General features: G+C 33.9%; 19 protein-coding genes. 13 read left to right on the top strand and 6 right to left on the bottom strand.

Annotation, left to right across the window (positions count from 1 at the left end):
- The first annotated feature begins 142 nt into the window (after positions 1-142).
- Positions 143-829 (top strand): tetratricopeptide repeat protein, encoded by a 687-nt coding sequence (locus AC23MC_RS01290; protein ID WP_487566621.1) that lies wholly within the window; start codon positions 143-145, stop codon positions 827-829.
- A 129-nt stretch (positions 830-958) separates the two neighbouring features.
- Entirely contained in the window at positions 959-2,314 is a 1,356-nt protein-coding gene (locus AC23MC_RS01285) for a UDP-N-acetylmuramate--L-alanine ligase (protein WP_487566620.1), read from the top strand.
- 83 nt (positions 2,315-2,397) lie between these two features.
- Here AC23MC_RS01285 and AC23MC_RS01280 read toward each other — a convergent pair whose 3' ends face one another.
- The 3 genes from AC23MC_RS01280 to AC23MC_RS01270 all read right to left on the bottom strand — a co-directional run bounded on the left by AC23MC_RS01280 (position 2,398) and on the right by AC23MC_RS01270 (position 6,962).
- Complete coding sequence (locus tag AC23MC_RS01280) at positions 2,398-2,976, bottom strand: DUF1287 domain-containing protein (RefSeq protein ID WP_487566619.1); 579 nt, start codon at positions 2,974-2,976, stop codon at positions 2,398-2,400.
- 101 nt (positions 2,977-3,077) lie between these two features.
- Complete coding sequence (locus AC23MC_RS01275) at positions 3,078-6,158, bottom strand: WD40/YVTN/BNR-like repeat-containing protein (RefSeq protein WP_487566618.1); 3,081 nt, start codon at positions 6,156-6,158, stop codon at positions 3,078-3,080.
- 69 nt (positions 6,159-6,227) lie between these two features.
- Complete coding sequence (locus AC23MC_RS01270) at positions 6,228-6,962, bottom strand: outer membrane lipoprotein-sorting protein (RefSeq protein ID WP_487566617.1); 735 nt, start codon at positions 6,960-6,962, stop codon at positions 6,228-6,230.
- A gap of 96 nt (positions 6,963-7,058) precedes the next feature.
- Here AC23MC_RS01270 and radC point away from each other — a divergent pair, with 96 nt between their 5' ends.
- From radC to AC23MC_RS01235, 7 genes are all read left to right on the top strand, one after another.
- Complete coding sequence (gene radC, locus AC23MC_RS01265) at positions 7,059-7,754, top strand: RadC family protein (protein WP_487566616.1); 696 nt, start codon at positions 7,059-7,061, stop codon at positions 7,752-7,754.
- A 15-nt stretch (positions 7,755-7,769) separates the two neighbouring features.
- Entirely contained in the window at positions 7,770-8,330 is a 561-nt protein-coding gene (locus AC23MC_RS01260) for a PepSY domain-containing protein (RefSeq protein ID WP_487566615.1), read from the top strand.
- A gap of 71 nt (positions 8,331-8,401) precedes the next feature.
- On the top strand, positions 8,402-9,031 hold the full coding sequence (locus AC23MC_RS01255; RefSeq protein ID WP_487566614.1) for an ABC transporter ATP-binding protein: 630 nt from the start codon (positions 8,402-8,404) through the stop codon (positions 9,029-9,031).
- The gene (locus AC23MC_RS01250; protein WP_487566613.1) at positions 9,032-10,453 is read left to right on the top strand and encodes an ABC transporter permease; all 1,422 of its coding nucleotides are present in this window, start codon (positions 9,032-9,034) and stop codon (positions 10,451-10,453) included.
- Positions 10,446-11,021, top strand: a complete 576-nt coding sequence (locus AC23MC_RS01245; protein ID WP_487566612.1) for a hypothetical protein — start codon at positions 10,446-10,448, stop codon at positions 11,019-11,021. The genes AC23MC_RS01250 and AC23MC_RS01245 overlap by 8 nt, the downstream gene beginning before the upstream one ends.
- 155 nt (positions 11,022-11,176) lie before the next feature.
- Entirely contained in the window at positions 11,177-11,869 is a 693-nt protein-coding gene (locus AC23MC_RS01240; RefSeq protein WP_487566611.1) for a YjjG family noncanonical pyrimidine nucleotidase, read from the top strand.
- A 17-nt stretch (positions 11,870-11,886) separates the two neighbouring features.
- Positions 11,887-12,645: a hypothetical protein gene (locus tag AC23MC_RS01235; protein ID WP_487566610.1), complete on the top strand. Its 759-nt coding sequence runs from the start codon at positions 11,887-11,889 to the stop codon at positions 12,643-12,645.
- Between the two features lie 271 nt (positions 12,646-12,916).
- Here AC23MC_RS01235 and AC23MC_RS01230 read toward each other — a convergent pair whose 3' ends face one another.
- The 3 genes from AC23MC_RS01230 to AC23MC_RS01220 all read right to left on the bottom strand — a co-directional run bounded on the left by AC23MC_RS01230 (position 12,917) and on the right by AC23MC_RS01220 (position 18,681).
- Entirely contained in the window at positions 12,917-13,951 is a 1,035-nt protein-coding gene (locus AC23MC_RS01230) for a helix-turn-helix transcriptional regulator (RefSeq protein WP_487566609.1), read from the bottom strand.
- Between the two features lie 81 nt (positions 13,952-14,032).
- Entirely contained in the window at positions 14,033-14,662 is a 630-nt protein-coding gene (locus AC23MC_RS01225) for an HD domain-containing protein (protein ID WP_487566608.1), read from the bottom strand.
- A gap of 2 nt (positions 14,663-14,664) precedes the next feature.
- Entirely contained in the window at positions 14,665-18,681 is a 4,017-nt protein-coding gene (locus AC23MC_RS01220) for an AAA domain-containing protein (protein ID WP_487566607.1), read from the bottom strand.
- Between the two features lie 156 nt (positions 18,682-18,837).
- On the opposite strand from AC23MC_RS01220, the gene AC23MC_RS01215 reads away from it, so the two are divergent.
- From AC23MC_RS01215 to cas13b, 4 genes are all read left to right on the top strand, one after another.
- Positions 18,838-20,355: a TROVE domain-containing protein gene (locus AC23MC_RS01215; RefSeq protein ID WP_487566606.1), complete on the top strand. Its 1,518-nt coding sequence runs from the start codon at positions 18,838-18,840 to the stop codon at positions 20,353-20,355.
- Between the two features lie 932 nt (positions 20,356-21,287).
- Complete coding sequence (locus tag AC23MC_RS01210) at positions 21,288-22,709, top strand: RtcB family protein (protein ID WP_487566605.1); 1,422 nt, start codon at positions 21,288-21,290, stop codon at positions 22,707-22,709.
- Between the two features lie 248 nt (positions 22,710-22,957).
- Complete coding sequence (gene csx27, locus AC23MC_RS01205) at positions 22,958-23,644, top strand: type VI-B CRISPR accessory protein Csx27 (RefSeq protein ID WP_487566604.1); 687 nt, start codon at positions 22,958-22,960, stop codon at positions 23,642-23,644.
- 16 nt (positions 23,645-23,660) lie between these two features.
- Positions 23,661-25,913 (top strand): type VI-B CRISPR-associated RNA-guided ribonuclease Cas13b, encoded by a 2,253-nt coding sequence (gene cas13b, locus AC23MC_RS01200; protein WP_487566603.1) that lies wholly within the window; start codon positions 23,661-23,663, stop codon positions 25,911-25,913.
- The last annotated feature ends 72 nt before the right edge of the window (positions 25,914-25,985 follow it).

The raw sequence follows: 25,985 nt of genomic DNA, 5'->3' as shown, positions 1-25,985 counted from the left end.
AAGTGTTTTTTATTTAATAGAGTATAAAATGGCTTATAAGGTTGGATTTGATGAAAATAATTATTTACTAAAATACTTAAAATTTCTACAACTAAATGGAAACGCAAAAACATTTCCTTACTTTTGAATACAAATAAAAACTATGTCAATTTTAAAACTGGTAATTTTTCTAATTTCATTTCAACTGATGGCCAATTCAGATTTTGAAAAAGCAGAGCAGCTATTCCAAAAGGAAAAATTTGCCGAAGCTAAAGTTTTGTTTGAAAATCACTTAAAATCAAATCCAAATCATACCAAAACTTTAGAATATTTAGGCGACATAGCTGGTAAAGAAAAAAATTGGGATGAAGCCATTGCTTATTATAAAAAAATAAAAATTCAATTTCCAAAAAATGCAGATTACCACTATAAATATGGTGGTGCAATGGGAATGAAAGCCAAAGATTCAAATAAATTTACTGCTTTGGGAATGATTGACGAAGTAGAAGAATGCTTTTTAACTGCCGCAAAATTAGATGCAAAGCATATTGATTCTCGATGGGCTTTGGTCATTTTATATATTGAATTACCCGCAATTGTAGGCGGAAGCGAAACAAAAGCCCAACAATATGCCAATGAATTGATGAATTTGTCAAAAGTTGATGGGTTTTTAGCCAAAGGTTACATTGACCAATATTTTAAAAGATATGCAAAGGCAGAAGCGAATTTAAAAAAAGCTCATGAAATTGGAAATTCAAAAAAAACATTTCAAAAGTTATACGATTTGTATAAAAACAAAATGAAGCAACCTCAAAAAGCAGAAGAATTAAAAAAGAAATTTGAAAAATAGTATTCCGTTGTCGGTTATCGGTTGTCAGTTATCAGTTAACCGACAACCGACAACAGACAACAGACAACGGACAACAGACAACAGACAACCGACAACGGACAACCGACAACAGACAACCGACAACAGAATATGAGAACCCACTTTATCGCCATCGGCGGAGCCGCCATGCACAATTTAGCACTTGCCTTGCATCACAAAGGTTATCACGTTACCGGAAGTGACGATGCTATTTTTGAACCTTCAAAATCACGTTTAGAAAAGTTCGGACTTTTGCCTAACGAAATGGGTTGGTTCCCTGAAAAAATCACATCAGATATTGAAGCAATTATCCTCGGAATGCACGCCAAAGCAGATAATCCTGAATTGTTGAAAGCAAAAGAATTGGGTTTGAAAATTTATTCGTATCCTGAATTTTTATACGAACAATCAAAAAATAAAACACGTGTTGTGATTGGTGGTTCGCACGGAAAAACGACAATTACCTCAATGATTTTACACGTAATGCATTATCACAACATTGAAGTCGATTATATGGTAGGTGCACAGTTGGAAGGTTTTGAAACGATGGTTCATCTCACCGAAAAAAATGATTTTATCGTTTTGGAAGGTGATGAATATTTGTCTTCTCCAATTGACAGAAGACCGAAATTTCATTTGTATCAACCTAATATTGCTTTGCTTTCCGGTATCGCTTGGGATCATATTAATGTGTTTCCGACATTTGAAAATTATGTAGAACAGTTCGAAATTTTTGTAAATCAAATTACAAAAGGCGGTATTTTGGTGTATAACGAAGAAGATGAAACGGTTAAAAAAGTAGCCGAAGAAACGACCAACACCATCCGAAGATTGCCTTATCAAACTCCGAATTATTCCGTTGAAAATGGAACTACTTATTTGGATACTCCTGAAGGACCAATGCCAATTGAAGTATTCGGTGCTCACAATTTGAACAATCTTGCGGGAGCCAAATGGATTTGCCAAAATATGGGTGTGGATGAAGCCGATTTTTATGAAGCCATTGCTAGTTTTAAAGGAGCTTCCAAACGTTTAGAAAAAATTGCCGAAGGAAAAGGAAAAGTGGCTTACAAAGATTTTGCTCATTCACCCAGTAAAGTTTCGGCTACGACAAAAGCCGTAAAAAATCAATATCCAGATAGAAAATTAGTGGCTTGTTTAGAATTGCACACGTATAGCAGTTTGAACGCCGAATTCCTAAAAGAATACGAAGGTGCTTTGGATGCTGCCGATGTTGCCGTTGTGTTCTATTCGCCAGACGCAGTAAAAATCAAACAATTGGAAGAAGTAACGTATGACCAAATTGCACAATCTTTCAAAAGAAATGATTTGATTATTTACACGAATCCAACTGAATTTAAAGATTTTTTATTTTCAACTAATTTGGATAATTCTGCTTTGTTGTTAATGAGTTCAGGAAATTATGGTGGATTGAATTTTGAGGAGGTGAAAGAATTAGTCAATTAGACAATTAGACAATTAGACAATGTGTCAATTAGTAATATATTAATTGACATATTGCCACATTGCCTCATTTTCAAATTGCCCCATTATCCACCATACCGAAAATGCCCCACAATCTTCCAACTAAACAAACAATCCTCCAACACCTGTCCGCTTCCTACATTATGAACAATTAAATTGCGTTTCCCATTAGCTGATTTTTTGTGTGTAACAATACCGATATGCGGAAGTTTGTCGCCAATCATCCAAGTTACTAAATCACCTGTTTTGTAATCGGAAGGATTTTTAGTTACGGTTAATTTTTCTCCTTTTCGTTCAAAAAACACTTCCAAATTTGGAACTCTACGGTGATCGATATTAGTGTCCGGTTTTTTTAATCCCCATTTTTTTAAATTTGGGTATTTAGAGAAATTCGCCTTCAAATCTTCATGAACTTCTTTCTGCAAATCGATTCCTAATTTCCGATAGGCTCTAATAATCACATCTGTACAAACTCCTTTGTCTTTCGCCACATCACCGTTTGGGTATTTAATACCAACATAAGACGGATCATAAGTCACTTTATCTTTTGTAAGTTCTAAGGCTGCATTGGACAATTTTAAAGAAAATGATTGCTGATTTATTGGTAAAAAAACAAACAAGAAAATGGATAGAAAGAGTTTCATACAAATTAAATTTAATTGATAACGAAATGCACTTTCAGTTTAGTACAAAAAAAATGCCTCTTTTTGTAAAGAAGCATTTTTTAGAAAAAATAGTTATAAAATTAATCTTTTAAGTATTCTTCAAACGATTTCAATGAAAATGGAATTTGAAGTTTTGCTGCTTGTTCAACTAATTTGTTTTTGTACTTCGATTTCAAACTTTCAAAACCACTTTTTGCGGTAGAATATTTATCCATCACATTTTCAATATTTGAAATCTGCGAAGGAGAAGGAGCATCAAATTGAGAAGCAACCGTGGCATAAATAGTACTTAATTTTTCTCGCAATTGTGGTTCGGCAGCTCCAACATACATATCACCCGTGGTTACCACCATTGTATTTTTTAAAGAATTAAATTCAGAATCAATTTTGCCGTTTGATTTTGCTGATTTGGCATCTTTTTCCATAATTTTCTTATTCAAAGCAATCATTTCGTCCAATTCATAAACCATATAAGCTAACTCTTCATTTTTATCAAATAGCATTTTTGTGGTTTCGACTTGTTTTTTTCTTTCCGCAGACGAAATAACGCTTTTCGGATCATTCACAACTTTAAATTCCTGCGTATAGGTTTCTTTCCCTTTCGTTAAAACGGCTTTGTATGTGCCTTCCGGAATTCTAGGTGCAGTAAATCCTCCATAACTCAACGTTTTGCCGGTCGCTACTTTTGGATTTCGGGTATTAAAACCCCACGTAATAATGTTAATTCCTTTTTGATTTCCAGCAGGAAGCGTAACTATTTTATTTCCGTTTAAGTCTTGAATTTCTAATTCCATCTTACCAAAAGTGTGACGCTTTTTCAAATAATAAACAATTTGAGCTGCCGTGTTTGGATTGGCTCCTACAAACTCTAATTCAGAAGCTATTCCTCCAAAGCTGGATTGTTCTTCGATGGCGAATGGTTTCATCTCAAAGAAATGAACATCTTTTTTCAAAATTTCAGGTGTAATTTGACGTAGCGGACTCACATCATCTAAAATAATGATTCCTCTTCCGTGCGTAGCCATCACTAAATCATTCGTTTTTGGATGCAAATCAAGGTAATGAACAGCCACTGCTGGCATATTATTTTCAAATTTCGACCAGTTTTTTCCACCATCAACGGTGATGTAAAGCCCTTTTTCGGTTCCTAAAAATAATAAGTTCGGATTTTTATAATCTTCTTGAATATTTCTTGCAAAACCATCAATGTCAGCGGTTACGATTGAAGTCCACGTTTTTCCAAAATCAGAAGTTTTATAAACATATGTTGCATAATCATTCTTTGAATGACCATCAAAAACGGCATAAGCAGTTCCTTCATTAAAAACGCTGGCTTCAATGTGATAACACCACGTGTTTTTTGGTAAATTTTTTAAATTCAGTGTTACATTTGTCCAATTTTTTCCACCATCTCTAGTAATTTGAACATTTCCATCATCGGTTCCGGCCCAAATTATTTCTTTATTTAGAGGAGATTCCGCAATGGCAAAAATGGTACAGTGATTTTCAGCACCCGAATTATCAACAGACAAACCGCCTGATTTTTCAGTGTTTGTTTTTGAAGGATCATTGGTTGTCAAATCGCCTGAAATCTTTCTCCAAGTTTGTCCCATATCATCCGATACATGCACAAATTGACTTCCGGCATAAATTCTGTCCGGATTATGAATTCCGGTTACAATCGGCGTGTTCCAATTAAAACGTAATTTGGGATCGCCTTTTACCGCAAGTGGTTGAATGGTTTTTAGTTCTTTGGTTTCTAAATTATATCGCCAAATATTTTCAGCACCTTGCATTTCACTGTATATAATTTTTTTGGTGGGATGTTTCAAAACGCGGAAACCATCACCATATCCTACAACGTGCCAGTCGCGAGCTTCAATACCACCATCGCTTTTGCTGGGACCATACCACGAACCATTATCTTGTAAACCACCATAAATATTGTAGGGTTCTTCATTATCCAAACTCAAATGATAATATTGCGAAAGTGGTAAATTCTTAACGATATCCATTGTGTTTCCGGAATCCCAACTTCTATATAAACCACCATCGGTTGCCACATAAATTCGATTACTGTCATTCAAATCAACGGTAATGTCGTGAATATCAGCGTGCATGTTTCCTAGCGGTTTGAATGTTTTTCCGCCATCACGACTTATCGAGCCTCTTAATCCACCTTTGTATAAAATATCAGGATTTCGTGGATCAATCGTAATTCTTGAAAAATAAAAAGGACGAACAACCAATTCGAAATCACTATTCAAATGTTTCCAAGTTGCTCCGGAATCATCCGAACGATATAAACCTTTGTCTTTGTCTTGTTCGGTTTCTAAAACAGCATATAAAGTCTGCGGTTTAGAAGGAGCAACGCCAATCGCAATTCTACCTAACTGACCTTTTGGAAAGCCATTGTGAATTTTATTCCACGTTTTTCCTCCATCAATAGTTTTGTATAATGCAGAATTGTTTCCTCCCGAATTAAACGACCAAGCCGTTCTTCTGAATTCCCAAAAACTGGCATACATAATGTCAGGATTTGATGGGTCGATAACCAAATCAGCACAACCGGTTGTTTGGTCAACATAAAAAGCTTTGTTCCACGTTTTTCCGCCATCGGTTGTTTTGTAAATTCCTCTTTCTTCGCTATCTCCCCAAAGTGCTCCTAAAACTCCTGCCCAAACTACATCGCTATTTCTTGGGTCAACAATGATTGAAGTAATGCGATCGGATTTTGGTAAACCCATATTATTCCAATTCAAACCACCATCGGTAGATTTATAAATACCATCGCCAATAGAAACACTGTTTCGTGGCCAAGGTTCACCTGTTCCCACCCAAATGGTATTGTCGGGATTGTTTGGGTCAATAGTTACACAACCAATGGATTGAATGTGTTTATCAAAAATAGGAGAGAAGGACGCACCTCCATCGGAACTTTTCCAAACTCCGCCACCTGCCGCACCGATGTAAATAATTTTGTTATTGGTGGGATGATTAGCAATATCCGAAATTCGTCCGCTCATAATAGCCGGACCAATTTGCCGAGCTCTAATATCACCAAAAAGTTCTTTTCCCTTCAAAATCACATCTTCTTGAGCCTGTGATTGAAAGGACGAAATCAAACCTACTGTTAGTAATAATTTGTAAATGTTTTTCATCTGTTCGTGTGATTAAAAAAAATCCCCGTACTAAAATTAATAAGGGGATTTTGTATGATTATGATTGATTTATTCTTTGAAAGTAAAAGCACTTGGATCAACTGTTGGATTGAAGGTTACTTTTTTAATTTTCATTGGTTGACCGCCTTGATTCATGGAGAAAGGGAAATACATTCCTTCCACTTCTTGATAATCGCTCATCGTTGAAACAGACATTTGACCTTTCATCGGACCTGATTTAATTTCAGATTCGGTTAGAATAGGAACATTATTTTCTGTATCAAAATAGTAAAATACTACGTTATCCACTTTTTGGCCATCAATTGTTTGTGGTTTTTTAGTAACTTTCACTTTATAACATTCTGTTCCTTCTTTTGTTTCTTTACCAAGGTATTCTGCAGTGTAACCTTTTGCTTTGTAGTCAATTAGCGGATCTGGATAATCTCCGGCTTCTAGTTTGATATTTTCAACCATTTCCGATTCCATCTTTTCAGCTTTCATCGTCATAAAATTGGTTGACCATGCAGTTGTTCCATCAAATGCCATTTGTGTAATTTCTTGTCCTTGAAAATTAATTTTCAAATACATTTTTCCACCTTTTAGCTGAACAAGTTCCACCGGAATTTCCATTCCTTGGTAGTTTACAATCATTTCCATTTTTGTGCCGTTCAAACTTTTAAATTTTTCGGCACCACCAATATTTTTAATATAGGTGTTAATTATTTCGTCGGCAGTTTGAGCTTGAGCTGAAAATCCACCTATTACAAAAAGCATAATTCCAAATGCGTTTCTTAATTTTTTCATAGTTTAAGTTTTAATTTTTAAAATAAGTCTTAAAATTAGTAATTATGTTACAAAAAAATCTTTATTTGCATTAATTATTTTTTAAAGCCATACAGAATGGAGCAAAACAACCCTTTTTCGATAAAATTTTGGGCAGAAGATGATAAGCCCAGAGAAAAATTAATGTTGAAAGGAAAATCGGCACTTAGTGATGCTGAATTATTAGCAATCATTATCGGTTCAGGTAGTAGAAATGAAAGTGCTGTTGATTTGAGTAAAAGGATTTTGGCTCACGTTCAAAATAATTTAAACGCCTTAGGAAAATTATCCCTAAAGCAACTAATGGAATTTAAAGGAATTGGCGAAGCAAAAGCAATTTCTATCATTGCAGCTGCGGAATTAGGAAGAAGAAGAAGAGAAGAAGAAGTTCCGGAATTAATAAAAATAAATTCAAGTCGAGTAATTTTTAATGTGATGCAACCCATCATTGGCGAATTACCACACGAAGAATTTTGGGTTTTGTATCTGAATAATGCGAATAAAATCATTCATAAAGCACAATTGAGTAAAGGTGGAATTACCGGAACCGTTGTGGATATTCGGTTGGTGCTAAAAATGGCTTTAGAATACAATGCATTATCAATTGTTTTGTCACACAATCATCCTTCTGGGAAATTAATCGCAAGTGATTCGGATATTGAGCTGACACAAAAAATAAAAATAGCAGTTAAACAATTAGATATGAATCTTATTGATCATGTTATCATAACTGAAAATGGATATTTCAGTTTTGCTGATCAAGGAATATTATAATTTAAAAAAGTAAAAGTGTCTGAGACCAGAAAAAATCAAGCCAAAGTACTTCGAATATTTAGAAAAGTGCATCGAACAACCGGAGCATTTTTGTTTGTTTTTTTCTTTATTGTTGCCATAACCGGATTTTTATTGGGAATAAAAAAGCATAGTGGCGGGATAATTTTACCCGAAACAAAAAAAGGAACATCAACAGAATTAAGAAATTTTCTCCCGTTGGATAGTCTGCAAAATAATGCAAATCGATTTATAACGTACTATTTGAAGGAATCGAAATCATATGAAATTGATAGAATAGATGTTCGTCCCGAAAAAGGAATGGTGAAGTTTACTTTCAAATCTAATTTTTATGAAGTGCAACTCGATGGATCAACCGGAAATTTACTTCATATTGATTTACGACGTTCCGATGTCATTGAGAAGATTCACGACGGTTCAATCATTGATTACTATTTAGGATTTGAATCGGGCGTTTTTAAATTGATTTATACCATCATTATGAGTCTGGCTTTAATGCTTTTTACAATAACCGGATTTTGGCTTTGGTACGGACCCAAAAGAATGCGAAAATCTTAGGCTAATTTTTAGAATTGATTAACAACTCATTTTTCAAATTATCATTATCTTTCCAATCTAATTAAAATGGAATGATTTATACAGAAAATTTAACTTTCTCATTTAACGAAACTACTAATTTTTCCTTCCCGAATATTACAAATAATGCATCAGAAGCATTGTTGATAACCGGAAATTCAGGAAAAGGGAAAACCACATTATTACATCTTTTAGGAGGATTATTGCGACCTAAATCAGGATCAATTTCCATACAAGACACCAACATTTCTTCTTTATCTGAAAAAGAATTAGATCGCTTTCGCGGAAAAAATATTGGATTAGTTTTGCAACAATCACATTTTGTAGCATCTTTAAATGTGCTCGAAAATGTGGTGTTAGCTTCATGGTTAGCCACCGGAAAAAAACCAACTGAGAAAGCAAAATCGCTTTTAAAACAATTAGATTTAGAAGATCAACTATATAAATTGCCTTCTAATTTGAGTGTCGGACAGCAACAACGCGTTTCCATTGCAAGAGCTTTGATTAATGAACCAAAACTGCTTTTAGCCGATGAACCAACTTCAAGTTTAGATGATGAAAACGCCTCAAAAGTAGCCGATTTATTAGCTCATTTATCCAAAGAATATAAAGCTTCGTTGATTATTGTGACACACGACCAACGATTAAAAGATAAATTTTCTAACCAATTAAACTTAAACTAAATGATAGCAAAATTAGCTTGGAAAAACCTTTGGTTTAAGCCTTTGAATACAGTGTTAAGTTTGGTTTTATTAATCGCTTCGGTAGCGATTATTTCGTTGTTGATTTTATTGCAAGAACAATTTGAAAAACAATTTTCGAGTAATATTGATGGTGTCGATTTGGTTTTGGGAGCACAAGGAAGTCCGTTGCAATTGATACTTTCTTCTGTCTATCACGTTGATGCTCCCACCGGAAATATTGATTACAAAGAAGCTGAGGTTTGGATGAAACATCCGTTTGTAGAAACCGCCATTCCGTTAGCTTTTGGTGATAATTATCGCGGATTTAAAATTGTAGGAACAACACCTGATTACATCAAAAAATACACAGCAACCATTTCTGAAGGCAAAGTATTTGAAAAGAATTTTGAAGTAGTAATTGGAAGTGAAATTGCAAAAAAACTCAACATCAAATTAGGAGATAAATTTTTTGGAACGCACGGCGATGCTGAAGAAGGCGATGTGCATGACGAATTTGCGTATGTTGTAGTCGGAATTGCCTCACCAACCGGAAAAGTGATCGATAATTTAATTTTATGTACGGTAGAAAGTGTTTGGGAAATGCATTCCGGACACGATCACGGTGGAGAAGCACATTCGGAAGATGAAAATCCGCCACACGGAGAGGAAGGTCATATTCACGTAGAAGGAGATGAGCACGACCACGAAGGACACGATCACGAAGAGACAGTAGTGAATCCAGCTCACGGAGAAGAAGGTCACGTACATGAAGAAGGCGATGAGCACAATCATGAAGAGTCAACACAAGAAAATCCCGCTCATGGCGAAGAAGGTCACGTGCACGAAGAAGGTGACGAACATGACCACGATGAAGCCAAAGAAATCACAGCTGTTTTAGTGAAATTTAAAAATAAAATGGGCATCATTTCTTGGCCAAGAATGATTGCTCAAAACACCAAAATGCAAGCGGCACTTCCGGCCATTGAGATAAACCGATTATTTTCGCTATTTGGAATTGGTTTGCAAGCCTTACAATACTTGGCCTACGGAATTATGTTGATTTCAGGAATAAGCATCTTCATCGCTTTGTATAATCGATTGAAAGAACGAAAATATGAGTTTGCGTTGTTGAGAGTTTCCGGTGCATCGCGAATCCAAATGTTAGGTTTAGTATTGTTTGAAAGTTTATTACTTTGTGTGGTAGGCTTTATCTTTGGTACGCTTTTTGGAAGATTAGCATTAGTTATGATTTCAAGTACCACTGACGAACAATTCAAAATGGCGTTTGATCCAATGACAATAATTTGGGAAAAAGAAGGAATTTTATTTTTGGTCACTATCTTTGTCGGAATAGTGGCAGCCGTTATTCCTGCGGTGAAAGCGTATCGATTAAATATTTCAAAAACATTAGCAAATGCGTAAAATTTATATAGTTTTTATTCTATTATTCGGAGTTATAATTGTGTTAGATTCTTCATTAGAAGTAAAATATCCCTTTTCTAACAACAAATCATCCGATGAAATCTCGGTTCAAAAAGCAGGATTCATTTCTTCTTTTGATACGAAAGTTGATTTGGCAGAAGCGGATTTATTTACTCAAGTGAAACCCGACACCTTATCTTGGAAATTGTTGGGAGTGATTAAATACATCAAAAAACCGGACAAAGATTATCCAGACGGAGTGATGTTTCCTATCATCAATTCAGATTTAAAAGCAAAAAGTAAAAAGAAAATCGTGATGAGTGGTTTTATCATTCCAATTGATAATGTGTCGTATGCATTAAGTAAAAATGTTTTTGCTTCGTGTTTTTTCTGTGGTCAAGCCGGTCCGGAAACCATTATGGGAATCAAGTTCAAAGGCCCAACGCCAAAACTTAAAACAGATCAATACGTAACGATGGAAGGAACTTTTCGTTATAACGACAATGATGTGAACGATTGGATTTACCACATTGAAAATGCCGTGATTGTTAAAGGCGGAAAGAAATAGACACAGTTTTGTCATTCCGAAAGATGACGAAGTCGAAATAGGACACGAGCGTTAGCGAACTGGCGTAGCAATCTCCTACGAAGTAGGCAGTTTTACTTAATTATTTAACTTTCAACATCACCTTTTACCCATTACCTTTTACCAATTACCACAAGATGAAACCCTTCCAACATAAATCCGACATCTTTTTTGACTTAGATCATACCTTGTGGGATTTCGAAAAAAATTCAGCTTTAGCTTTTGAAACTATTTTTAAAAAGCATCAACTGGAATTGGATTTAAACGTTTTTTTGGAACACTACATTCCTACAAACCTTAAATTTTGGAAATTGTATAGGGAAGAAAAAATTTCACAAGAAGATCTTCGTTACCAACGATTGAAAGAAGTTTTTGATTTGATGAATGAAAATGTTGCGGATGATTTGATACACCTTCTTTCACAAGAATACATTGTTTATTTGCCACAGTTCAATCATTTATATGAAGGTGCGTTGGAGATTTTAGAGTATTTGCATCCAAAGTATAATCTGCATATTATAACAAATGGTTTTCAATCGGTTCAAGATGGAAAAATGAAAAATTCGAATCTTTTAAAGTATTTCAAAACCATTACCAACTCTGAAAGTGCCGGTGTGAAAAAACCAAATCCAATTATTTTTAACCACGCGATTCAATTAGCCAATGCTGAAAAAGAAAAATCAATTATGATTGGAGATAGTTGGGAAGCTGACATTGAAGGAGCAATTAACAGCGGAATTGATGCAATTTTCTTTAACGAATTTAATATTCCTGTCGAAAATAATTTTCCGCAAGTAAATCATTTATTACACTTAAAGAATTATCTTTAAACTTATTTATTTTTACGATGAAAAAATCACTTTTTATAATTTTATTGTTAAGTTCAATTCAGCTTTTTTCTCAAAATTTGAATGATTATCAATACGTAATTGTTCCTACTAAATTTAACGATTTTGATACTGAAAATCAGTATCGATTAAATACAATTGCAAAATTTAATTTAGAGAAAATGGGTTTCATTGCTTTTTATGAAAATTCTGAAATTCCAAAAGAAGTAACGAAAGAAAGATGCACTATTTTGACGGCAGATGTTGTTAAGGATAATAATTTACTATGGACAAGAGTATTTGTGACCTTTAAAGATTGTTACGGAAAAATAATTTACCAAAGTGAAGTTGGAAAAACTAAAGAAAAGGAATTTAAAAATGCCTATCCTAAGGCTTTAGACGATGCTTTTCAGTCATTATTCAAATTGAATTATAAGTACAATGGTACTAAAGTGATTACAACTGAACCAATTGCAGAAGTAACCTTGCCTAAATCAACTATTTCACCGGAAAAACCAAAAGCAAGTTTGCCTGCACCGGTTTCTGAAACAACAGATTATTCAAAATTGTTATTTGCTCAACCTACTTCAAATGGTTTTCAATTAGTTGATTCAACTCCAAAAGTGGTTTATAAATTATTCAAAACAGACAGTCCAACGATGTTCTTAGCTCAAAAAGGAAACCAAAACGGTGTTGTTACTTTAAAAGATGGTAGTTGGTTTTTTGAATACCAAGAAAATGAAAAAGTGGTTTCGGAGAAATTGGAGATTAAGTTTTAATAGCTTCCAATTCTTTTTTACTGTTACAAATTTTTGAATTTACTCTATTTGACATAATGTTTTTCATACATTACTCATACACTATCCATACTTGGGATAGGGGGATACGATTACGGTGACTCGTAGTTGCCCCGAGCTGATTTAGCTATACAGTTTGTCTCAGACTGGTTTGAGTTTAAAGTGGTAGATTAATACTTTTTATTGCTTATAAAAAGATTCTATTATTTTATCTCATTTTTAATTTCGCGGATGGCTAATGTGTTTGATTACTTTATTTTTTAATTTCATCATTTTTTTCTGAGTATTTATTTAATGCTCTTCCCAAAATAGCCTTGATACGATTGCGTAAGTTTTCAGGTTTTAGGATTTCAATTCCGTCGCCAAAGCCTAGGAGTAGCCTTTCCATTTCATAGTTTTCAATTAGAAAGAGGTTAACGATTATGCTTCCGTCTTCATTTTGTTGCAAGATGCGTTGCGAGTGGTGAAGTGGTTTTGTAATCACGTATGGTGCATTAATTCGGTCAATCCATAGTTGAATTACTCTCGGTTGCAAGCCTTCATTTACCGTAACTCCGATTACATTTTTATAGTATTTCTCAACATCAAAATGATAGTCTAAAAACGGCATTTGAAAGTCGTAATCAATCTTGATGATTCGGTCTAACGCCAAATTTGAAATGGGCTGATTTGGTCTTTTTTTTCCGACTACAAACCAGCGGTTATTGAATTCTTTTAAAATAAACGGATGAAAAGGAAATTGATTTTCGTCTCTGGATTTAAAGGACTTGTAGGTAATTACCAAGACTATTTTTTTTACAATGGCTTGATAAATTTCATCCAGAAAATGTAACCCTTTCAAGCTTTCGTTTTTGTCTAAATGAATGACCGGTTGTGTATGTGATTTTTCAGCATAGATTTTATCCTCCAATCGCTGAACGATATCCGAGACATCGTTAAAAAGTGAAAAATCTTTGAATTGTTTCAACATCGATACCGTTTCAGTTAACACATTAATATCCGTTTCGGTTAACGGAATATCGGTAATTGTGAAGCCTTCTTCTGCGTAATGGTAATATTTTTTATCATACACTTCAATCGGAGCATTATACCCCAATTTTTCACTTCGCATCATTTGAATATCTAGTTGAATAGTACGTTTGCTCACCGGATTTTCTTTTCCTTCATACTCATATAACGCATCGCTACACGCGTTTATCAAATCGTCTAACGTCCATTGACGATAGGTGTTTTGCAAACATTTATCGATGGTTTTGTAGCGGATGAGGGCGTTTTTGTTTTGAGACATTTTTTTGAGGTTCTGAGGTTAAAAGGTTAAAAGGTTAAAAGGTTAAAAGGTTAAAAGTTTAAGAGGTGCTGAGTTGCTGAGTTAGTGAGATGCTGAGCCGCTGAGAATTTTGATTTCGTGTTGGATATTTTGCTTGGCGGTTTGTTCGTATTTAGTTCTGAATTCCGGGGTTTGGTAGATGAAATCGTTTTCTAGGAAATGGTGTAATGCTTTTTTTCGTCCGGGTTTGTATAGGAAGTCGGGGTAGATTTTGTATTCTTTTCGAATTTGTTCACAATACTTTTTGTAGTCTTTCCAATCTTTTGAAAGTATTTTTAAATCAAAATCGATTAACCAATTGGTGTCCTCTGATTCGTTGTGTTGGTGCAGTTGTGTGGCACAAATCATTTCATACACTACATGTTTGTTTAGTGTTGCATTTAGAGGTAAAATTGATAAAGCATATTCTGCACTTTTTTGTTCGTTATCCTTTTTAGTGACTTTGTACACATAATCATGGTAGAATATTGTATACAGCACTTCATTTGGAAATTGCAGTTCTGATTTATACGTTTCATACAACGCAATCATTTCTTCCAAATGAACTAAGTTGTGATAATGTCTTGATTTTTTGGAATATACTTTTTCCAAATCTTTCCAATGCATTCCATTTTCAGTGATAGAAAAGCCAATCTTTTGAAGTAGTTCAGTATATGTTTTTTCTAAATCCATCCTTACTTATTCATTACTTTTTCCTTCCATTTCAAGGTTTCTCTTTCGGGGTTTTGCCACCAATGTTGACTCCATATCCGTTGGTAATCAAAACCGGCTTTTTTGAGAATTTTTTCTTTGTGAATGTCTTCTAAATAAGCCAATTCGCCCCTATATTCTTCTTTGCTTAAACATTCTACAGCTATGTTTTTTCCGTTGTTGGTTTTAATAAGCATATCTAAATTATATCCTCCAAACGGATGATTAATCAGAATTTCAGCATCAGTCATACCGTTTTTTAATTGTTTGTACACTTGTTCTTTGAACTTATTTTTTAAGTCATTTTCAGAAACAGTTTGTTTATTACTAAATTGATCTAAATCGTGTAAAATTTCTTTTCTTTTGTTTTCATTTTCATCGCTAACAGCTTTGCAATAGGCTAAATAAGCATAAAAAACAGCACGACGATTGTTGCTTCCTTCTTGCTTTAAAACCTCTTTGTAGTTACTGTAATTTTCAGTTGGAATGGAATTACATATATAAATTTTTTCTTTCGCTCTAGTCACAATCACATTCAGTAATTTATACCCTTTAGAATGGTTAATTGGGCCAAAACTTTGAATAAATTTTCCGTCTTTTTTTCTACCATAAGTAGTTGAAATAATGATAATATCCCGCTCATCACCTTGAATGTTTTCTAAGTTTTTAATAAACAATCCTGCCGCTTCTAATTGCATAATTTTTTCTCTGAAATCACTGTTTTCGTCCAAACTTTGTTTGTAAGCAATTTTTCGTTTGATGTAATTTCGTTGTGTTATATTAAATGTTGCAATTCCAACCGAAGGATATTTTCCGGCAGCATTTGGTTGAATTTCTTCTAAAATTTCTAAGATTTTATCCGCTTCTTCTTCGTTAATGTGTTCATGAAAAGTGCCGTTCACTTCAAAAAATTCAATTGGTTTTTGATTGTTTAAAGCGGGTAATGGTTTCAATCGAGCATCATAAAAAGCATGATTGGAAAAGTCAATCAAATACGGATGTCTGGAACGGTAATGAAAATCTAAATGGTTTTTATCAAATTTATATTCCAACGCAAAATCCAACAAAGATTCAATGTTTAATAAAGCATTTTTTTGAGTGATAATGGTTTCTTCCTCCAAATCATCTTCATCTTCAAACGAACCGTCAAACACTTTACTAAAGTAATTGGACGGCGGCATTTGGTGTTCATCACCGGCAATAATGATGTTTTTTCCTTTCAATAATGCCGGTAAATTGTCTTCTAATTTGAGCTGACTGGCTTCGTCAAACACCACATTATCAAAATAGAAATTTTTCCCTTGAAATAAATTGCAACACACATCGGGAGTTGTAAATAAAACCGGAAAAAAGGCAGTAAACAAATCGGTATCCATATTCACAATTTGTCGTAACGTAAGCCGATTAAATTTTACACTTTTACGTTTGTTATACAAATTTGCCACTGTAATTTCTTTGTTTACTTTTTCAAAATGAATAGCTGCTTTCAATTGTTCATTTTTCCAATAACTTTCGATAAAGTTTTTTTGCGTACCGGAAAAGTAAACCAATTTTTTTGCCATCGAATTGTAATGTTCTTCACTGAAATTCAGTGCGTTGTTCGAATTGTTTTTCAGCAAAAAATTCAAATAAGCAAACAAAAACGAGTCTTTCCAATACTTTACCGGATAAAGATGCGTAAGAATTTGTTTTTGAAAATTAGTTAACGATTGATGAAATGCATGCCAATTATATGTCACCAAAAACGGATTGTCCGGATGCATTTTATAGGTTTCGTGTTGACTTAAAACAGCATTTATTACTTCTTTACACTGCGGAAAAGTTGTTCCCAAATCCAATTGATGCAACCAATTATCATCCTGAAGCAATCGTTTTAGTTTTTTTGTTTTTAAAACAATTTGATCCAAATCGGCATTTTGATAATTGCGTTCAAAAAAGTTTAATAAGTCAGTTTGTTTAAAATCATTTTCCATTTTTTCGGAAAACGTTTGCTTCGCGAGTTCAATTTTTTCTTCATACTTTTTACATTCCACTAGATTTTGCCACAAATTAGCAGTGATTTCTATCGGATAAAAATTTTGATGCAAACTGATGGTTTTGATTTTCTTACCCAATTCCCGCAACGTTTCCTGATGTTGCAACACCGTTTTTTTGGACGAAGAAAACCATGAGGAAATTTTATAGAAAAAACCGTTAGTTTTTGTATGATTGAACTCATCGCTTTGTTCACTCAACGTGGCAGTTAGCACAAACATTTCGTTTCGGCTTTTTTGTAGTTCTTCCAGTTGAAGTGTAAATTCTTCTTTTCGTTTGGTATAATAAAAAGCTTCGTAATTTTTAATGATTTGATTAATTTCCTGCCAGTCTGTTTGATACTGTTGAAACGATTCGTTTAAACGAAGTTGACTTGTAAACAAATCGGTTTCGGTAATTTTAGTAGCATTGTAAAACAGTTTTTCGCTATACGGTTTAAATTTATCATACAGCGGTTGCCCTTGTTCAATCATGTCGGTGAGCCGAATCCATTCTTCCGAATCAAAGGCAAATGGCAAGGCTTGTAGGTTGATGTCTTCTTTTAACGTCAAACTATCCAACAATTGCCCAATGATTTCCGACCAGCTTTGATTATTAATAAGTTGTTCATTTAACTTGTGATGTACAGCATTAATTTCATTTTTAGATAAATGAATACTATCCAATTGTTCTTGCAAAACACTTTGTGGATACACTTGTGTGGCTTCTTTAAATTTGGTGTTGTCCACCACATTTCGAACTGCATCCACCACATTTTTCCGGTCGGAAACACTGTCTTTAATCATCACACAATACTTGTCTAACTTGTGGTTTTGCATAGCGGTTTGCAAGACTTCCAAAGCGGTCTGTTTTTCACAAACGACAATGGTTTTTTGCTTGTTTTCCAAAGCATTGATTAGCAAAGCCGTTAAAGTTTGACTTTTTCCTGTTCCGGGTGGACCTTGAATAACTATTTTGGAGTTTGATTTCAGCGATTCCAAAATGCCTTGTTGTGACGGGTCAGTTTCAATGGCTGTGATTGATTGAAATGCTTTTTCCGTTATTGCTTTTTCCTCGGCTTTAAAGTTCGCAATTAAATCGCCATAATCATTGATGATGTTTTGCTTTTGCACTTCAAACAACGAAAAGAGTCCGCATTTTTCAATAACTGCATCACCTTTTTTGGGTAAAAGTTTTTCGTAAGTCGCTTTGTTTTTAATGGGTAAAATGGCTTCATAATTATTCAAAATAAAATCAAGGTTTTGATCTACATGCAATTGCTGTAAAATCGATTGACAAATGGCTTGCAATTCCGGTTTGTCAATTTTGCCATCTTCCAACATTTCAGCCGGAATGGGTTCTAAAAAAACACCCGAATCGGTTTGCAAATGATTGATTAATACTTCATTTAAATAGATTGGATCTTCTTCGGTGCGGCTCACTTCCCACGTATTCATTTCCGGTGAAGGTTTGATTTTAACAGACCAAATCAAAATAGGAGCCACCGAAATTTGTCCGTCGTGCATATCTCGTCGAATCAACAGGGGAAAACCAAATCCTAACGAATTCAAACCTTTTTCGGACTGAATTACTTCATTTTGAAAAATCAGATTTTCTAATCCTGAAGCCAATTTTTGTAAATCAATCAACCGTTCGGCTTCTTCTTTACTCAGGTCGGTTGTTTTTTCTTTTATTTTCGGTTTGGGCTCAAAATCTTCATAGTCATTCAAATAAATACTGTCGTTTTTTGGTGGAGCTTCTTGAGCTTTTTGGGGTTTGTCATGAATGGAAAATTTGAAATTCACATTCCGCAATGTCAGCAAATCCAATATAAAATGTTCCGGTAAGCTTTTGTGAATGGTAGCCAAACGTGCCAAATCGAATTTATACCTCGAATTTCCGGGAATAGCATTCAAGTGAATGGTTCTGCGGTTTCCTACTTTTAATTTGGTTTGAAAGGCTTGAAAAATATCCGGTGTAAAATTCATCTTTAAAAAGCGATAAGTTAAGAGGTAAATATAGAATTTTTTGGTTTATTTAGAGAAAATATTTTACTACGCAAAATAATTGCGTACTACTTTTAAAATCTTTGTATCGTTGAAAGCAATCAACCAATAATAGTTTAATTTTTAAAACGAGAAACGATGAAATTCAATTTTTTAGCAAAACAGAAAAAAACGATTGTTAATTACGAAAATGCGTTGGCTTTTCCATTAACACCGGAATATGAATTGTATGCGGCTGTGGTAACAACAAGTTTGAGTACTTCCTTTTATGAAAAAGACACCACTCGTTTGGATAGAATTAAAAAGCTAGTTAAAAAATCAAATCCGGAATTTGTAGCAAAATTAGCGGTTTATGCTCGTAACACGATGCATTTGCGTTCTATACCTTTGGTTTTGGTGGTTGAATTGGCTAAAATTTATTCGGGTGATGCCTTGATAAGTAAAATGATTACCAACGTTATCCAACGTGCTGATGAAATAACCGAATTATTGGCTTACTACCAATTGGCAAATGAACGAAATGGCGTAAAAAAATTAAACCGTTTATCTAAGCAAGTTCAAAAAGGTTTAGCTCTTTCGTTTAATAAATTTGACGAATACCAATTCGCAAAATACAACCGTAGTGGCGTTGTAACGTTAAAAGATGCTTTGTTTTTGGTACACCCAAAAGCAAAAGACCAAGACCAGCAAGCCCTATTTGATAAAATCGTGAATGATTCGTTACAAATTCCCTACACTTGGGAAACCGAATTATCGCAATTGGGTCAGGTAAAGTATGCTAATGAGGCTGAAAAGCAAAGAGCATTTACCCAAAAATGGGAGGAATTAATTGATAGTAATAAGATAGGTTACATGGCTTTGATGCGAAACTTACGAAATATTTTAGAAGCTAATGTTTCGGGTTCACATATTGAAAAAGTAAGCCACTATTTAACTAATGAAAATGCGGTCATGCATTCAAAACAATTGCCTTTCCGATTTTTGGCTGCCTACCGTGAGTTGAAAGCAGTAAATTCGAAATACACTTCTTTGGTTTTAGATGCTTTGGAACGTGCGGTTATGATAAGTGCTTCTAATATTAAAGGTTTTGATATTCATACTTCGGTAGTTATAGCTTGTGATGTCTCGGGTTCGATGCAACAACCCATTTCACCGAAAAGCAAAATTTTATTGTATGACATTGGTTTAATGCTGGGTATGTTAATGCAAAGTCAGTGTAAAAATGTAGTTAGTGGTATGTTTGGTGATACTTGGAAAAAAATCAATATGCCAAAACGAAGCGTATTGAGTAATGTGAACGAGTATTACCGACGTGAAGGTGAAGTTGGTTATTCAACAAACGGTTATTTGGTCATAGAAGATTTGATTAGACAAAATGAACGGGTTGATAAAGTGATGTTGTTTACTGATGTTCAACTATGGAATAGTAATCAAACCAATCATTCTTTTGCTAACTCATGGAACCGCTATAAAGCAATAGCTCCCCAAGCAAAACTATATTTGTTTGACTTGGCAGGTTATGGTCAAGCACCAATTTCTATTGAAAAAAACGATGTTTATTTGATAGCCGGTTGGTCTGATAAAGTGTTTGATGTATTGCATGCGTTGGAAGATAAAAGCAGTGCAATACACTACATCAACAGAATTGAATTGTAAATAAATCTACTGCGTAAAATAATTACGCAGTAGTTATTGAAAATTTGCAAAAGAAAATAAGTTCATTGAAAAAACAAAACAAAACAAGTGTCGTAGATAAGTGTTACTTCGCTTTTAACGACGGTGTCGCGGGTTCGAGTCCCGTCTCTTCCACTAGTTAAAAATGAAAATGGGAGAGTAGCTCAGTGGTAGAGCACGTAATGTCACTTATTGCTTTTTACCTTGTTTTAAAAATAAAAAAGAATGTCGTAGATAAGCGTTACTTCGTCTCAATTTGGGGAGGAATAGCGAAGTTGTAAAACCAGCAAGGCTATCCAGTTCGACTCTGGCAATGACATGCCCCGTCTCGCTTATCGAATTTTACTTCTTTTTATAACACACAGAAAATGTCTTGCACAAGTGTTTTTTGTTCATTGAAATAAAAACCTTGTGAGAGATTGTTTTTTTAAAAAATTAAGATGCCGTTGACAAGTGTTCCTTCGTTGGCAGATTTAGTTAGGTTCGAATCCTAAATGTATCACTTATCAAACTGTTGCTCTTAGCACAAAGAGTGTCGTCAAGAATGGTTCCTTCGTCCAAATGAAAAACAAACCAATCTAAACTATTACCTCTTTTTTTAAATCAAAAGGCCTTGTAGCTTAAAAGGAAAAGCCTATGGCAAAATTGACTTACCATAGTGTTTACGGATATTCCGGTTAGACCTGTGCGGACTAATGGGTAGAGTTTACAGATGCACCGAAATTCTAACGATCAGTAGGGAAGCGTATTTACAGCCGTAATGCCTGAGAAGGATTGTGAGTTCGAATCTCACCAAGGTCACAAAGAAAATCACTACGCAAAATAATTGCGTACCATAAAACAACTATTTGTAACAGCAAACTAACCCGGCTGAAACAGCGGATTTCAGTCGGGTTCACAAAAGGATAGAAAACATGAACACACCCATCAACGGAAACGATTTATTAGCCTTAGGCTACGAGCAAGGAACTGTTTTAGGCATTGCTTTGCGAATTAATAAAAAGAGAAACGGCTATACTAAAGCAGAAATGTTATCGCATTATACCGCTGTTTTAGCCCAACCGGAAAACTATTTGGATGACAATGTCTTTGGCAAATTAGCCACCGCCATTATCGAAAAAAGCAATGAAAAGTCGGAAGATTTTATTCAGTTAAATCCGGAAACCAAATCGTATGTTGCTTACGGTTCCGACCATATTGAACAAGGTGCCATCAAACAAATGGAAATTGCCATGCAGTTGCCCGTTACCGTTGCCGGAGCGTTGATGCCAGATGCTCACCAAGGATATGGTTTGCCGATTGGCGGAGTTTTGGCCACCAACAATGCCATTATTCCGTATGGGGTGGGTGTGGATATTGGCTGCAGAATGGCGTTGTCTGTGTATGATATTGCAGCAGATTTCTATTTTGAAAACGAAGATAAATTCAAACGTGAACTAATTGCTCATACTAAATTTGGAGCCGGTCACGGTTTTCACGGTCAGTATAAAACCGATCATGCCGTGTTGGAAAGCAAAGACTTTGACACCAACCCGTTTATCAAAAACCTGAAAGACAAAGCGTGGTCGCAATTGGGTTCGTCGGGTGGTGGAAATCACTTTGTGGAATTCGGTATTTTAGAATTTGCTCAAGACGATGCGGTGCTAAACATCCCGAAAGGAACGTATGTGGCGTTGTTAACCCATTCCGGTTCCAGAGGTTTTGGAGCTACGATTGCGGGACATTATACCAAACTGGCCAAAGACGTTTGCAAGTTACCCGAAGTAGCCAAAAACTTAGCCTATTTGGATTTAAACTCGCAATTGGGACAAGAATATTGGTTGGCGATGAACTTAGCCGGTGATTATGCGTCGGCTTGTCACGAAGTGATTCACGACAAAATGGCCAACGCCTTGGGAGCAACCGTTTTGGCAAAAGTGGAAAACCACCACAATTTTGCTTGGAAAGAAGTTTGGAACGGCGAAGAAGTTATCGTGCACCGAAAAGGAGCTACACCAGCCGGAAAAGGCGTGATGGGAATTATTCCCGGCAGTATGACTGCACCCGGATTTTTGGTACGCGGAAAAGGCGAGGAGCAAGCGATTAATTCTGCCTCACACGGAGCGGGACGACAAATGAGCCGAACCCAAGCCGAAAAAACCATTACCAAAAACGCTATGCAAACCATCTTGAAAGACCACGGCGTTACCTTAATTGGAGCCGGACTAGACGAAGCCCCAATGGCCTACAAAGACATTCATCAAGTGATGGCTGCCCAACAGGAATTGGTGGATGTAGTGGCGAAATTTACACCGAAGTTGGTAAGGATGGCGGATGATGGGAGTAGGGAGGATTAGTTGAAGGTTGCGGGTTGCGGGTTTCAAGTTTCAGGTTTCAGGTTTCAGGTTTCTTGGTATTTGGTGAGAATGTTTTTCTTGCAAAGCAGTTTTTTTGAATGAACGTAACCTCAGAACCTTAGTACCTCAGCCCCTCAAAAAAAATGTTAATAAATCAACCGCAAAGTCAATATATTACATTGGTTTTGTGGTTGGTTTTTTGTTAAATTTATCTTTTTATTAAAAAATATCTTAAATTATTAAAACTTATGGACAAACTATCACTTTATGAAATTTTATCCTTCGTGATACCTGGATTTATTTTAATTAATGTTTTTGAATTTTATAATTCAGTCATTTTTAAAAATGGGGATTTATTAAGTAAAGGCAGTAATTTAGAAGAAAGTATTTTGCTTTTTTGTCTTTCTTTATTTTTGGGAGTTATTGTTCATATTGTTACTTTTCGATTTTTAAAAACCTCTCGATTGAAGTGGTATAAAAAGTTAATTTTTAAATCACCACAAGAGATTACTTCAGACAATGATTTTATTAAGAAGGTAATTCCTTTTTTGAATGAGGATTATTTGAAAACTCAACAGCATAATGAAAAAGTGCCTGAAAGTAATGAGGTAGCTAATTATCTATTTGATTTTGCTTACTTGTATCTTGAAGTGAATGATAAAATTACACCAGCCAAAAACTTTCAAAGTATGTATTTCTGGTTTAGAAATATGTTTACTATTGGTTTGTTCTTGATTCCTTTTTCATTTATAATATGCATTGTTACATTTTTCAATAAAATGGAAAATGATTTAATAATGAAATCGTTTTTTATGTTTTTGATTACTCTTACCATCACATTAATTTTGATACCAACCGCAAATTGGTTAAGGGAAAAATTGATGGAAAAAGTATTTTGGAGTTATTACGTGGAACGAGTTCATAATTTAGATTAATTAAAAATATTATAAGATGGAAATTTCTAACAATACACACGAAGCAAAAAAAATATATTACAATCATCAGGTAATTGATGATAAGCATTATTTTGGGGGATTTTTAAATTTGGCTCTAAATAATATTGAATTAATTGTTGAAGAATTTAGAACAAGACTACATTTACCCGCAGCTAAAAGTGAAATTGAAGTATTGAATAATTATTTTTCTAAAAGTAAATTGTCCTATACCGATTGGGAACGAGGAATTAAAATACTACAAGAATATTTACCAGTAATTGAATTCTTAGACTTACCGATAACTGACAAACAGTTTGAAGAAATTTCAATTGAAAATAAAGAAAAAGCAAAGCGAGATTACTTTCGTCAAAATTTTACACTTTTAATTAAATCTATAAATGATTTAAGAAACTTCTATACACATTATCATCATCCAAAATTAGTTTTTAATGAAAGCTTATTTACGTTTTTAGACACAACACTTTTAAAAGTGAGTATTGAGGTTAAAAAAAATAAAATGAAACAAGATAAAACTAAACAAACTTTAAAGAAAAGATTAAAAAGTGAGTTAGAAATATTAATTGAGTTAGAGAAAAAGTACCAAAAGGAAAAAGGTATTAAGACTTGGAACATTTCTGAAAATATTGAAGGAGCAATATATAATAATGCATTTTCAAATTTTATAATTAAAAATGAAGACGGTTCAATTATTCTTTCAGATTATAACAAATCAAAATTCATTAATAGAAATAATAATAGTTTTGAAACTATTATTGATTTATCAAATTCAGGATTAGTTTTTTTATTATCTATGTTTTTAAATAAAAAGGAGAATGAGCAATTAAAAGCAAATCTATCTGGCTTTAAGGGTAAGATTTATGGTGAATCTGATTTACATTTAATTGATAGAAGAAACAATAGTTTAAGGAATATGGCAACGCATTGGGTGTATTCATATTTGACTTTTAAAGGCTTAAAACAAAGAGTTAAAAATACTTTTGAAAAAGAAACCTTACTAATGCAAATGGTCGATGAGCTTAATAAAGTTCCTAATGAGATATATAACAATCTAATTAAAAATGAGCAAGATAAATTCATTGAAGATATAAATGAATACATACAAGATAATATTGAGAATAAAGGTAGTTTAGAGCAATCTACAGTTGTTCATCCTGTTATCAGGAAAAGGTATGAAGATAAATTCAATTATTTTACACTAAGATTTCTCGACGAATTTGCTAATTTTCCAACATTAAGATTTAAGGTTTATGTTGGTAACTATCTTCATGACAATAGAACAAAAATTATTCCTGGTGGTTTAATTGAAAGCGATAGAATGATTAAAGAAAAACTTAATGTATTTGAAAAACTTTCTACAGTAAGTAAAAATAAAAGCGAATTCTTTAAAGAGGATAAAAGTGATACTCAATGGGAGCTTTTCCCAAATCCGAGTTTTAGCTTTAATGGAAATAACATCCAAATTTATATTGATTTATTTAAATATGAAAATGCAAAAGAAATTCAAAAAGAGATTCTTGCTTTAAAAAATAAAATTGATAATGATAAAAAGAGGAGCAATAATAAACCCACCAAAACAGATATTCTCAAAGAAATATTTGGCAAAGATATTACTACTGGAAATGGAACAGCTGTGTTAAGTTTGAATGAATTACCATCACTTCTCTATGAATTATTGGTTAATAATAAAACAGGTGAAGAAATAGAAAATATAATAGTCGATAAAATTGTTTCCCATTACAACGAATTAAAGGAGTATAATGTTAGTAAAGAATTATCTAATAATTATATACCAAAAAAAATGAAGCGTAGTGAAAGTGAAACAATTTTGAATATTAATAAAATTAAAAATGATATTGTAAAGGAAATTGAATTAACAGTTGAAAAAATAAACGTAATTAATCTAAATACCAAAGAGTTTAATCGTAGAGATAAACTACTTAGAAGAAAACATATATTCTTTTCAAAGGAAATAGGAGTAGAAGCAACTTGGTTAGCTTATGACTTAAAACGATTTATGCCAAAAGAATCTAAAATAAATTGGAAAGGGAATTATCATAGTGAGTTGCAACGTTACATAGCATTTTATGAAAGAAATAAAAAGGATGCATTTGCACTTTTAAATGAATATTGGAATTTTGAAAAAGACACGTTTTTTGGCGAAGAACTTCAAATTGCCTTCTTAAAAAAAGATTTTGTTAGTTTTTATTCTACTTATTTGTCGCAAAGGAAAAAGGTTCTGGAGGTGTAAATCGTCAGCATAAAGTGGACTGATTTAATTCAAAACTAAGAGAGTGTTTTCAAAAATTATTAACTTTGAAAT

The sequence above is a fragment of the Flavobacterium sp. T50_26 genome, assembly GCF_057652995.1.
The sequence above is the reverse complement of the archived record's forward strand: the minus strand, read 5'-3'. Positions and strand labels throughout refer to the sequence as shown.

Excerpts from the sequence above, each read along its gene's own strand:
- AC23MC_RS01235 (WP_487566610.1), top strand. The coding sequence starts at position 11,887 with ATGAAAAAATCACTTTTTATAATTTTATTGTTAAGTTCAATTCAGCTT.
- AC23MC_RS01270 (WP_487566617.1), bottom strand. The coding sequence starts at position 6,962 with ATGAAAAAATTAAGAAACGCATTTGGAATTATGCTTTTTGTAATAGGT.
- AC23MC_RS01210 (WP_487566605.1), top strand. The coding sequence starts at position 21,288 with ATGAACACACCCATCAACGGAAACGATTTATTAGCCTTAGGCTACGAG.
- AC23MC_RS01220 (WP_487566607.1), bottom strand. The coding sequence starts at position 18,681 with ATGAATTTTACACCGGATATTTTTCAAGCCTTTCAAACCAAATTAAAA.
- AC23MC_RS01230 (WP_487566609.1), bottom strand. The coding sequence starts at position 13,951 with ATGTCTCAAAACAAAAACGCCCTCATCCGCTACAAAACCATCGATAAA.
- AC23MC_RS01285 (WP_487566620.1), top strand. The coding sequence starts at position 959 with ATGAGAACCCACTTTATCGCCATCGGCGGAGCCGCCATGCACAATTTA.
- AC23MC_RS01245 (WP_487566612.1), top strand. The coding sequence starts at position 10,446 with ATGCGTAAAATTTATATAGTTTTTATTCTATTATTCGGAGTTATAATT.
- AC23MC_RS01240 (WP_487566611.1), top strand. The coding sequence starts at position 11,177 with ATGAAACCCTTCCAACATAAATCCGACATCTTTTTTGACTTAGATCAT.
- AC23MC_RS01280 (WP_487566619.1), bottom strand. The coding sequence starts at position 2,976 with ATGAAACTCTTTCTATCCATTTTCTTGTTTGTTTTTTTACCAATAAAT.
- AC23MC_RS01290 (WP_487566621.1), top strand. The coding sequence starts at position 143 with ATGTCAATTTTAAAACTGGTAATTTTTCTAATTTCATTTCAACTGATG.
- AC23MC_RS01255 (WP_487566614.1), top strand. The coding sequence starts at position 8,402 with ATGATTTATACAGAAAATTTAACTTTCTCATTTAACGAAACTACTAAT.
- cas13b (WP_487566603.1), top strand. The coding sequence starts at position 23,661 with ATGGAAATTTCTAACAATACACACGAAGCAAAAAAAATATATTACAAT.
- AC23MC_RS01215 (WP_487566606.1), top strand. The coding sequence starts at position 18,838 with ATGAAATTCAATTTTTTAGCAAAACAGAAAAAAACGATTGTTAATTAC.
- AC23MC_RS01250 (WP_487566613.1), top strand. The coding sequence starts at position 9,032 with ATGATAGCAAAATTAGCTTGGAAAAACCTTTGGTTTAAGCCTTTGAAT.
- AC23MC_RS01225 (WP_487566608.1), bottom strand. The coding sequence starts at position 14,662 with ATGGATTTAGAAAAAACATATACTGAACTACTTCAAAAGATTGGCTTT.
- AC23MC_RS01275 (WP_487566618.1), bottom strand. The coding sequence starts at position 6,158 with ATGAAAAACATTTACAAATTATTACTAACAGTAGGTTTGATTTCGTCC.
- csx27 (WP_487566604.1), top strand. The coding sequence starts at position 22,958 with ATGGACAAACTATCACTTTATGAAATTTTATCCTTCGTGATACCTGGA.
- radC (WP_487566616.1), top strand. The coding sequence starts at position 7,059 with ATGGAGCAAAACAACCCTTTTTCGATAAAATTTTGGGCAGAAGATGAT.